Annotated in this window: 10 protein-coding genes; 4 read left to right on the top strand and 6 right to left on the bottom strand. The window is 67.5% G+C overall.

Features of this window, described 5'->3' with window-relative positions:
* Positions 1 to 1,016 (bottom strand): magnesium transporter (locus tag BGN95_RS19540; RefSeq protein WP_286773745.1); only part of this gene is annotated, 1,016 nt, incomplete at its 3' end.
* A 338-nt stretch (positions 1,017 to 1,354) separates the two neighbouring features.
* Here BGN95_RS19540 and BGN95_RS19535 point away from each other — a divergent pair.
* Positions 1,355 to 1,810, top strand: coding sequence for a peptidylprolyl isomerase (locus BGN95_RS19535; protein WP_179513069.1), 456 nt, complete (start codon positions 1,355 to 1,357; stop codon positions 1,808 to 1,810).
* Between the two features lie 60 nt (positions 1,811 to 1,870).
* Here the strand turns inward: BGN95_RS19535 and BGN95_RS19530 are convergent, their stop codons facing one another.
* A complete protein-coding gene (locus BGN95_RS19530) occupies positions 1,871 to 2,764 on the bottom strand; it encodes a LysR substrate-binding domain-containing protein (RefSeq protein ID WP_179513068.1) in 894 nt (297 codons plus the stop codon).
* Positions 2,765 to 3,080: 316 nt separating this feature from the next.
* Between BGN95_RS19530 and BGN95_RS19525 the strand changes: the two genes are divergently transcribed.
* Positions 3,081 to 5,369, top strand: a complete 2,289-nt coding sequence (locus tag BGN95_RS19525; protein WP_286773744.1) for a CDC48 family AAA ATPase — start codon at positions 3,081 to 3,083, stop codon at positions 5,367 to 5,369.
* A 32-nt stretch (positions 5,370 to 5,401) separates the two neighbouring features.
* Here the strand turns inward: BGN95_RS19525 and BGN95_RS19520 are convergent, their stop codons facing one another.
* Positions 5,402 to 6,652 (bottom strand): MFS transporter, encoded by a 1,251-nt coding sequence (locus BGN95_RS19520; RefSeq protein ID WP_265268844.1) that lies wholly within the window; start codon positions 6,650 to 6,652, stop codon positions 5,402 to 5,404.
* A gap of 41 nt (positions 6,653 to 6,693) precedes the next feature.
* Positions 6,694 to 7,032, bottom strand: a complete 339-nt coding sequence (locus BGN95_RS19515) for an antibiotic biosynthesis monooxygenase family protein (RefSeq protein ID WP_265313558.1) — start codon at positions 7,030 to 7,032, stop codon at positions 6,694 to 6,696.
* A gap of 144 nt (positions 7,033 to 7,176) precedes the next feature.
* Here BGN95_RS19515 and BGN95_RS19510 point away from each other — a divergent pair, with 144 nt between their 5' ends.
* On the top strand, positions 7,177 to 7,797 hold the full coding sequence (locus tag BGN95_RS19510) for a class I SAM-dependent methyltransferase (protein WP_179513065.1): 621 nt from the start codon (positions 7,177 to 7,179) through the stop codon (positions 7,795 to 7,797).
* A gap of 42 nt (positions 7,798 to 7,839) precedes the next feature.
* On the opposite strand, the gene BGN95_RS19505 is transcribed toward BGN95_RS19510, so the two are convergent.
* Positions 7,840 to 8,985 carry a phospholipase D-like domain-containing protein gene (locus tag BGN95_RS19505; protein WP_179513064.1) on the bottom strand — a complete coding sequence of 382 codons (1,146 nt, stop codon included), beginning with the start codon at positions 8,983 to 8,985 and terminating at the stop codon, positions 7,840 to 7,842.
* Positions 8,986 to 9,113: 128 nt separating this feature from the next.
* On the opposite strand from BGN95_RS19505, the gene rpoZ reads away from it, so the two are divergent.
* The gene (rpoZ, locus tag BGN95_RS19500; RefSeq protein WP_179513063.1) at positions 9,114 to 9,458 is read left to right on the top strand and encodes a DNA-directed RNA polymerase subunit omega; all 345 of its coding nucleotides are present in this window, start codon (positions 9,114 to 9,116) and stop codon (positions 9,456 to 9,458) included.
* Positions 9,459 to 9,595: 137 nt separating this feature from the next.
* Here rpoZ and BGN95_RS19495 read toward each other — a convergent pair.
* Positions 9,596 to 10,121 (bottom strand): DUF2490 domain-containing protein (locus BGN95_RS19495; protein WP_286773743.1); only part of this gene is annotated, 526 nt, incomplete at its 5' end.

The raw sequence follows: 10,121 nt of genomic DNA, 5'->3' as shown, positions 1-10,121 counted from the left end.
GCCGAGACGATCGGCATCAGCGCGGCGAGCAGCGCGAAGCGCGCGATCTCCCCCTGGAACAGCCCGACCACCGAGGCCGACAGCATCGTCGCGCCGAGATTGACCACCAGCCACGCGACGCGGGTGCGCACGGTGACTGCGATCGGCTCGTTGATGTCGCCGTCGCCTGCGCCGGCGAGCTTCAACGTATCCTCGCCCGCCTCCTCCTGGATGATATGGACCACGTCGTCGACGGTGATCATCCCGACCAGCCGCCCGCTGGCATCGACCACGGCGGCCGAGATCAACGCATATTTCTGGAAGCGCAGCGCGACCTCTTCCTGATCCATATCGACCGGGATCAAGGTCTGTTCGCGCTGCATCACATCGGCGATCGCCACCGAGCGCGGGGTGCGCAGGATCCAGGAGAGCGCGACGGTGCCGACCGGGCGATGCGCCGGATCGACGACAAACACTTCCCAGAAATCGGTGGTCAGCTCCTCCGATCCGCGCAGGAAATCGATCGTGTCGCCGATCGTCCAATGTTCCGGCACCGCGATCAACTCGCGCTGCATCAGGCGGCCGGCGGATTCCTCGGGGTAGCTCAGCGCCTCCTCGATCGCGGCGCGATCGTCGGGCTCCATCGCGCGGAGCACCTCGCGCTGCTCGTCGGCGTCGAGATCCTCGATGATCGCGACCGCATCGTCGGTATCGAGTTCGGACGCGATATCCGCGACCTGCCGCGCGTCGAGCGTGTCGATCACGTCCTCGCGGACATAATCGTTCATCTCGGCGAAGACGTCGGCATCGAGCAGATCGGCGAGCGCCGCGGCGAGCGCCGCGCGGCGATCCTCCGGGGTCAGCTCGAACAGATCGGCGATATCGGCCGGGTGCAGCGGCTCGACCAGCGCGCGCGCCTCCTCGGCATGCCCCGCCTCGACCGCATCGAGCACCGCATCGACGAATTCGGGCCGGAGCCGATCGTCGGCGTCGAGCTGGCTATCGTCGTCGGCCACGCGGAGTTCGGTTTCGCTCATCGCTTGGCCCCTTCCGACATGACATAACGTGACGCAACGACCTGATATGGCGAAGCGCGCGGATCGACAACCCGTGGCTCGGGCGCCACCGGGCCGCGTTATTCCTCCCCTGGAAGGGGAGGGGGACCAGCCGAAGGCTGGTGGAGGGGTATCAGCCGCAGGCGATACCGCCCGCTGCGGCTACCCCTCCGCCGTTGCTGCGCAACGGTCCCCCTCCCCCTCCGGGGGAGGAACAGGCGAATGCGGGCAACCCGCATTTTCCACAGAGCCTCCCCCGATTGCCTTGCCGCCGCGGCAAAGCTAGGGCTCAGGCCTTCCGCGGAATTCAGGAGCCGATGATGGCCGATACCTTTCACACGCTGACCATGACGCTCGCCGACGGCGACGTGACGATCAAGCTGCGTCCCGATCTCGCCCCCAATCATGTCGAGCGCATCGCGACGCTCGCCAATGACGGCTTTTACGACGGCGTGGTGTTCCACCGCGTGATCCCCGGCTTCATGGCGCAGGGCGGCGATCCGACCGGCACTGGGATGCACGGCTCCGACCTGCCCGACCTCAAGCAGGAATTCAGCCGCGAGCCGCACGTCCGCGGCGTCTGCTCGATGGCGCGGACCAGCAACCCGGACAGCGCCAATTCGCAATTCTTCATCTGCTTCGACGACGCGCGCTTCCTCGACGGCCAATATACCGTGTGGGGCGAAGTGACCGGCGGGATGGAGCTGATCGACGCGCTCCCCAAGGGCGAGCCGCCGCGCGAGCCGGGCAAGATCGTGACGATGCGCGCCGAGTGATCGGCTCTTCTCCCCTCCCTTCACCAGGGAGGGGAGTAAGAAGGGGAAGGCGAAGGCCCCTTAAACCCCTTCCTGCCGCAAGGTGGCGAGCAGCCAGTCGCGGAACAGCCGGACCGGCTTGAGCTGCAGCGCGCGCGGGCGGCAGACGAACCAATAGCTGTACGGGCTCTCCACCTCGATATCGCCGAACAGCCGCGCGAGCCGCGGATCGTTGGCGTCCTCGAAATGGCTTTCGAGCATGAACGCCACCCCGAGCCCCTGCGCCGCCGCCTCGAGCATCAGCCCGCCCGAATCGAAATGGTCGATCGCCACCGGCTCGATATCGGGCAGCCCGGCGGCGTGGCGCCACGCGGCATAGGTATCGGGCATGTCGCGGTGGATCAGCACCGAGAGATCGGCGAGCTGCTCGGGCCGGACGATCGGATTGGGCCCCTCGAGCAATTCGCGCGCGCCGATCGCATAGACCAGGTTGCGATCGAGCCGCCGCGCGAACAATGTCGGATCGACCTCACGCGCCAGCGCGATCACCGCGTCGAGCCCTTCGCCGAGCCGCGACAGCGCATGGCCGGCGGTGTCGATATCGAGGTGCAATTCGGGATGGGTCGCGCGCAATTCGCCGAGCCGCGGGAACAGCCGCTGCGAGGCGAACAACGGCATCACCCCGAGCCGCAGCCGCACCACCTCGACCGTGCTGGTCAGCCCGGCCAGCGCATCGGAAAGCTGATCGAGCACCGGGGCGATCTGCGCGAGCAGCCGCTCGCCGTCGCCATTGGGCACCATCGCCTGATGCCGGCGATCGAACAGCGGGCGCGCGATGAAACGTTCCAGCGTCTGCACGCGGCGGCTGAGCGCAGGCGCGGACAGCGCCAGTTCCTGCGCGGCGGCCTTCACCGAGCCGAGCCGCGCGACGGCGACGAACGCCTCAATCGCTGTCAGTGGGGGGAGCCGACGCATGGATTTCCAGTCATCTTGTGCAATGCATCATGCACGTTCTGCACGCAGCCGCCAAGCTCGTCACGTCGCAATTGCAGAAAATGCACGCACGATTATTACTTTTCGCACTTGCACAATGGACCGCGCGGACGCACATGAGCCATGCCTTTCAGGCATCCTCTCCTAAAAACTTTCAAAGGCCGGTCCTCGCGACCGGCCCTTTTTTTTGCCCGATTTCCCGCCCGATTTTTTGTTCGTAACTTACCCGCAACGACGCATCTCGAAACCGCGCCCAAGTGTTTCTATCTTCGCGTATCAAGCGAGACGGAGAGCAAGTGTGGCAGACAGTGACGACGCGAAGCGCAAGCTGCAGGTGGCGAATGCGCGGCCGGAGGATTCGGGGCGCGGCGTCGCGCACCTCCCGCGCGCGTTCATGGCCGCGGCGGGCATCGCGGACGGCGACGTCGTGGAGATCGTCGGCAAGAAGGCGACCCCCGCGCGCGCGGTCGGCCCCTATGCCGACGACGAGGGGCTGGAGATCGTCCGCATCGACGGGCTGCAGCGCGCCAATGCCGGGGTCGGGTCGGGCGATTATGTCGAAGTGCGCCGCACCGAATCGAAGCCCGCGACCCGCGTCGTCTTCGCGCCGGCGCAGCACAATCTGCGGCTGCAGGGCTCGACCAACGCGCTGAAGCGCACCTTCTTCCACCGTCCCTTGTGCCAGGGCGATGTGGTGGCCACCGCGGGGCACCAGCGGGTGCAGAACATGCCCCCCAATATGGCGCAGTTCGTCAACGCCCCGGCCTATGCGCTGCAGGAAATCCGCCTCGTCGTGGTCTCCGCCGCGCCCAAGGGGATTGTCCATATCGACGAGAATACCGAGGTCGAGCTGCGCCCCGAATATGAGGAGCCGGGCGACGCGCGCCGCGCCGACGTCACTTATGACGATATCGGCGGCATGGCGGCAACGATCGACCAGTTGCGCGAGATGGTCGAGCTGCCGCTGCGCTACCCCGAATTGTTCGAACGGCTGGGGGTCGAGCCGCCCAAGGGCGTGCTGCTCCACGGCCCGCCCGGCACCGGCAAGACCCGCCTCGCGCGCGCGGTCGCCAATGAGAGCGACGCGCAATTCTTCCTCATCAACGGGCCTGAGATCATGGGCTCCGCCTATGGCGAGAGCGAGCAACGGCTGCGCAGCGTGTTCGAGGAAGCGGCCAAGAACGCGCCCTCGATCGTGTTCATCGACGAGATCGATTCGATCGCGCCGAAGCGCGGCCAGGTATCGGGCGAGGCGGAGAAGCGCGTCGTCGCGCAATTGCTGACGCTGATGGACGGGCTCGAGGCGCGCGCCAATCTCGTCGTGATCGCCGCGACCAACCGCCCCGAGGCAATCGACGAGGCGCTGCGCCGCCCCGGCCGGTTCGACCGCGAGATCGTCGTTGGCGTTCCCGACGAGCGCGGGCGGCGCGAGATCCTCGGCATCCACACCCGCGGGATGCCGCTCGATCACAATGTCAGCCTCGACGAGCTGGCGCGCACCACCTTCGGCTTCGTCGGCGCTGATATCGCCGCGCTGAGCCGCGAGGCGGCGATCGAGGCAGTGCGGCGGATCATGCCCCGGCTCAACCTCGAGGAACGCACGATCCCGCCCGAGGTGCTCGATACGCTGGCGGTGACGCGCGACGACTTCATGGAGGCGCTGAAGCGCGTTCAGCCGTCGGCGATGCGCGAGGTGATGGTCCAGGCGCCCACGGTGCGCTGGAGCGATGTCGGCGGGCTCGACGATGCGCAGATGCGGCTGAAGGAAGGGGTCGAGCTGCCGCTCAAGGACCCCAATGCCTTCCGCCGGCTCGGCATCCGCCCGGCCAAGGGCTTCCTGCTCTATGGCCCGCCGGGCACCGGCAAGACCCTGCTCGCCAAGGCGGTGGCGCGCGAGGCGGAGGCGAATTTCATCGCCACCAAATCGTCCGACCTGCTGAGCAAATGGTATGGCGAGAGCGAGCAGCAGATCGCGCGGCTGTTCCAGCGCGCGCGGCAGGTGGCGCCGACGGTGATCTTCATCGACGAGCTCGACAGTCTCGTCCCCGCGCGCGGCGGCGGGCTGGGCGAGCCGCAGGTCACCGAGCGCGTGGTCAACACGATCCTCGCCGAGATGGACGGGCTCGAGGAACTGCAATCGGTGGTGGTGATCGGCGCGACCAATCGCCCCAATCTGATCGATCCGGCGCTGCTGCGCCCGGGGCGGTTCGACGAGCTGATCTATGTCGGCGTGCCCGATTCGGCGGGGCGGCGGCGCATCCTCGCGATCCAGACGCAGAAGATGCCGCTGGCGAGCGATGTCGATCTCGACGCGATCGCGGCCGAGACCGATCGTTTCACCGGCGCGGACCTGGAGGATGTGGTGCGCCGCGCCGGCTTGATCGCGCTACGCGCATCGCTCGACGCCAAGGATGTGACGATGGCCAATTTCCGCGCCGCGCTGCGCGAATCGCGCGCCAGCGTGACCCCGGAAGTCGAACGCGAATATGAGCAGATCGCCGCCAAGCTGAAGCAGGAAGCGAATGCGCCGCAGTCGATCGGCTTCGTCATGCCCGGCCAGCTCAACCCGCACGGGTCGAAGGGCTGATCGAAGGAGGGGGCGGCGTCGCGGCCGCCCCTTTATTCCGCCTCGACCGGGCGCTCGACCAGCGCGCGCCAGCAATAGACCAGCAGCAGCAGGCACGCCGCCCCCGCCACCAGATAGGGCACGGGGTGGCTCAGTTCGTACAGCCCGACCCCGATCGACGGGCCGAGGATGAAGCTCGCGCCGTTGACGCTGGTCACCTTGCCCGCGACCGAGCCTTGCGCATCGGGGCCGACCGCGAGGCTCGACCCGGCGGTGAACCCGGGGCGGATGAAGCCGAAACCGAGGCTCGCCAGCGCATAGGCCATCGCGATGCTGTAGAGCGACGGCGCGACGCCGGTCAGCGCCGTCCCCGCCGCCGCCAGCACCAGCCCGACGAGCAGCAGCGCGCGCGGGGCGAGGTTGAGCAGCGGGATCAGCCCCCATTGCGCCAGCAGAGAGGAGCCCGCGCCCATCATCAGCACGATTCCGGTCGGCTCCAGCGCCTGCGCGGGGGGCAGGTGCAGCCGGTCGATCACGAGGAAGCCGATCGTCTGCCCGGTCATCGCCTGCGCATGCCCCGCGACCAGCCCGGCGATCATCCAGCCGCGGATGCGCGGATCGGTGAACTTGACCTCCTCGCCGTGCGGCTCGGTCGCGGCGCGGACGCTCGCGCCGGTCGCCTGCCCGCCGATCGAGGGATAAGCGGTCGCCGCGCCATGGACCCCGGGAGCGATCCCGCGATCGTCCTCAAGCATCCGCCGGACGGTGAAGAACATCAAAAGCCCGAAGGCGGCGAAGATGAACGCCGGCCCGGCCAGCCCGACCCGCACGCGCCCGATATCGCCGAGGATCAGATAGGGCGCGATCGCCGGGCCGAGGATCGTCCCCAGCCCGAAGGCAGAGGCGAGCAACGTCAGCGCGCGGGTGCGCTCCTCACGCGTCGTATTCCCGGCGACCATCGCCTGCACCGCGGGCGGCGCGGCCGAGCCGAAGGTGCCGTAGATCAGCCGCCCGAGGATGAACAGGCCGAACGCCGCGGTGCCGCCGATCCAGCCGTTGATCCCCGCGGCGAGGAACAGGCCGCACAGGCTGAGGCTGACGGTGAATCCCCCGACCCCGAGCAGCACCATCGCACGCCGCCCCTGCCGGTCCGAACGATCGGCCCAATAAGGCGCCGCGATCACCCACAGCAGCGCCGAAACCGAAAAGGCCGCCGCCACCGCGCTGTCCATCACGCCGAGCGAGCGGCCGAGCGCGGGCAGCACCGATTGCAGCGCGGTATTGCCCGCGGCGATCGTGAGCATGACGACGAACAGCAGGACGAAACGGCGGTCGAACCCGCGCGTCACGCCGGCAGCGTCCAGCCATAACCGCGTTCGACGCGCGCCACGATCACCTGATAATTTTCATACCAATGCGCCCGCCCCCGATCGCGGATCGCGGCATGATCGGGGTTGGCGCGCCACGCCAGCGCCTCCGCCTCGGTCGCCCAATAGGAAACGGTGATGCCCCGCCCCTCGGCGTCGCGCACGCTTTCCACCCCGCGATAGCCGGGCTGCGCCGCGGCGAGCGCATCCATCGCCGCCGCCGCAGCGGCATAACCCTCTCCGTCCTGAGCGGTGCGTTGCGAGATGAAGATAACCGCCACCTGCCCCGCCCGATCGACGCTCGTTCCGTCGTGCATGACACCCGATTAGGCGCTTGGCCGGCGGACGCAACCCCGCATCGGCAACCGATAGCGCTTGCCCAGCGTTCGCGAGATGTGCGACGGGGGCATTGTTCTTGCGCCAATCCACCCGCCCATATGTTCGGGAGTGACATAGCTTCGATGCCCAGTTCGACCAGTGCCGTGCGCCGCGCGCAATCTCGCCCCGCCGGCGTGCCCGGCCCGTGGCAGATGTTTTTCCGGGGATTTCTGAAGCATCCGGTGATGGTGGGATCGATCATTCCCTCGTCGGACAAGCTGATCGAAAAGATGCTCGGCCCCGTGGACTGGCAGCGCTGCAAGCTGTTCGTCGAATATGGCCCGGGCGTCGGCACCTTCTGTCGCCCGATTCTGGAGAAGATGGCGCCCGACGCGACCTTGCTCGCGATCGACACCAACCCCGATTTCATCAACTATCTGCGCCACACGATCGCGGATTCGCGCTTCGTCGCGGTCCACGGCTCGGCCGCCGACGTCGAGACGATCGTGCGCGATCACGGGCATGAAAAGGCCGATTACGTCCTGTCCGGCCTCCCCTTTTCGACGCTGCCGACCGGCGTCGGCCCGGCGATCGCCGCCGCGACGCAGCGCGTGCTGCGCACCGAAGGCGCGTTCCTGGTCTATCAGTTCAGCCCCAAGGTCCATGATTTCATCGCGCCGCACTTCCCGCGGATCGATCACGGGATGGAATGGTGGAACGTGCCGCCGGCGCAGCTCTATTGGGCGTGGAAGGACGGCGAGTAATCGCCTCTAGCCCCTCCCCTGAAGGGGAGGGGTGTTGAAGAGTCACTCCTCGTCGATCGCCAGGTTGAGCCCGCGCGATACGGTGGGATCAAGCACGCCGACCACCAGATAAGCGACGAACTGCCGCACGCGCTGCCACCAGCCGGTCTCGGCGCGATAGCGTTCGGGGGTCACTTCCGCCGATTGCGCCACCTCGCCGTCGACATAGCGGTGGACATAAGCGGCAAAGGCCTCGTCCTCGATCCGCAGCATCAGCTCCAGATTGATCAACAGGCTGCGCATGTCGAAATTGGCGCTGCCGATATGAACGGCGCTGTCGATCGCATAAAGCTTGGTATGCAGCTTCGACGGCAGATATTCGAAGATCCGCGCGCCGCGCTTCAGCAACCCGCGATAGGTGAAGCGCGCGGCGGCGATCGTCGTCTTGTTATCCGAATGCGCCGCGGTGACGATACGCACCTTCGCGCCGCGCAGCCCGACGCGATCGAGCCGGCGCAGCATCCGCGGGCTGGGGGTGAAATAGCCCGCGACGATATCGATCCGGCGGCCGAAGCGGATATCGTGCCGCACCGCGCGCACCCACGGTGACAGCCGCCGCGTCGGCCCGCCGATCAGCCACCGCACCCGCCCGCTGTCCTCGCTCCATTGCGCAAGCTGGCGGCCGAGCCGCCGCGCCGGGCGGTTCGGCGCGCTCGCCCAGCCGTATAGCGCATCGAAATAGCCGGTGATCCGCCCCGCCGCCGGCCCCTCGACCAGCAACCCCAGGTCGCGCCACGCCTGCTTGCCGCTGGTAAAATAATCGTCCTCGACGTTGAACCCGCCGATCAGGATGCGCGCGCCGTCGGCGAGCGCCATCTTCTGGTGGTTGCGCAACAGATAGCTGCGGCCGAAGCGCGGGATGAACCGGCACAGCGAGACCCCTGCCGCCTCCAGCGGGGCGAAGAATTGCCGGCGCCGCTCGACGTCGCTGCCGAAACCGTCGACGATCAGCGTCACCTTCACCCCGCGCGCGGCGGCGGCGATCAGCGCCTCGTTGACGCGGCGGCCGGAATCATCATCGGCATAGATATAATAAAGGATGCGCAGGCTCTCCCGCGCGCCCTCGATCAATCCGATCAGCGCATCGAGCCGCGCCGGCCCTTCGGTCAGCAGCGTCAGACGATTGCCGTCGACGGTGAAATGCTCCATCGCCACCCTGATGGCCGGATGCGGCGCGCGCGACAAGCCGGGGCGGGCGCACTTTTCTTGACTTTGCCCGCCCGCCTCCCTAGATCGCGCGCCTTCATCCAGCGATATTTTGCGAAGGAATAGCGTCCATGGCGCGCGTCACGGTCGAGGATTGCGTCGACAAAATCCCCAACCGCTTCGATCTGGTTCTGCTCGCAGCGCAGCGCGCGCGGCAGGTTTCGGGTGGTGCGGAGCTGACGATCGATCGCGATCGCGATAAAAATCCGGTCGTCGCGCTGCGCGAGATCGCCGAAGAGACGATCCTGCCCGACGATCTGGCCGAATCGCTCGTCGGCAGCCTGCAGCGCGTGCAGATCGACGACGATGACGAGGCCGATGCGGTCGGCAGCCTCGCCGCCTCGGCGGAAGCGCTGCGCCTCACCGCCGCCGCCCCGCCGCGCAACCAGAATCTCGGCGCCGATTACGAAGGTTGAGAATCTGGGGCTGAGATCGCCCGAAAAAAAAGGCCGCGACCGTCATCCACGGTCGCGGCTTTTTTTGCGCACCCCGCTGACACCCCCGTTCGGGCGGAGCTTGTCGAAGCCCGATAAGCTCAGGGCGAACGGATTGCCTACAGGCTCAGTGTGGTGCTCAGCGACAGGATGTGATCCATCATCGGGCGATCGCCGCCGCGCGCGAAATGATATTGGTTGAGATAGCCGGCCTCGAACGACAGGGCCTCGCTCGCCTGCCAGTTGATCGCGATCAGGTTCCGCATCCGGTCCGCCCCGGTCATCTGCCCCCAATCGGTGTTGTTGAGCTCGACGATGCTCTCGTGGCTCGCGATCAGCGAGACGTCGCGCGGCGCGATCGGCAGCGTCGCCTTGATCCGCGGGCGGAGACGAAATCCGGTCATGTCGGCGGCGGTGCGGGAGCGGTATTCGAGCCGCAGCCGGCCGGCGAGTCTCACCCGACCCAGGCGGCGAGTCACCTCGACCTGCGCGCGGACGCGGTTCTCGACGTTGCGGGTGCGGCCGCCGGAATAGCCGTTCACCCGCGCATAGGTCACCTGCACCGCCACATGCTTGGCGATCTCGCGCGTCGCCCCGCCGATCCACAGCGATTCGTACAGCCCGCCCGAATTGTCGCTGAAACGA

The sequence above is a fragment of the Sphingomonas sp. 66-10 genome, assembly GCF_001897045.1.
Taxonomy (GTDB): Bacteria; Pseudomonadota; Alphaproteobacteria; order Sphingomonadales; family Sphingomonadaceae; genus Sphingomonas; species Sphingomonas lycopersici.
This window is presented reverse-complemented; position numbering and strand designations above follow the sequence as displayed.

What these genes read in the sequence shown, in the direction of transcription:
- BGN95_RS19535 (WP_179513069.1), top strand. Translation starts at nt 1,355, where the DNA reads ATGGCCGATACCTTTCACACGCTGACCATGACGCTCGCCGACGGCGAC.
- BGN95_RS19510 (WP_179513065.1), top strand. Translation starts at nt 7,177, where the DNA reads ATGCCCAGTTCGACCAGTGCCGTGCGCCGCGCGCAATCTCGCCCCGCC.
- BGN95_RS19530 (WP_179513068.1), bottom strand. Translation starts at nt 2,764, where the DNA reads ATGCGTCGGCTCCCCCCACTGACAGCGATTGAGGCGTTCGTCGCCGTC.
- BGN95_RS19520 (WP_265268844.1), bottom strand. Translation starts at nt 6,652, where the DNA reads ATGCTCACGATCGCCGCGGGCAATACCGCGCTGCAATCGGTGCTGCCC.
- BGN95_RS19505 (WP_179513064.1), bottom strand. Translation starts at nt 8,985, where the DNA reads ATGGAGCATTTCACCGTCGACGGCAATCGTCTGACGCTGCTGACCGAA.
- BGN95_RS19515 (WP_265313558.1), bottom strand. Translation starts at nt 7,032, where the DNA reads ATGCACGACGGAACGAGCGTCGATCGGGCGGGGCAGGTGGCGGTTATC.
- rpoZ (WP_179513063.1), top strand. Translation starts at nt 9,114, where the DNA reads ATGGCGCGCGTCACGGTCGAGGATTGCGTCGACAAAATCCCCAACCGC.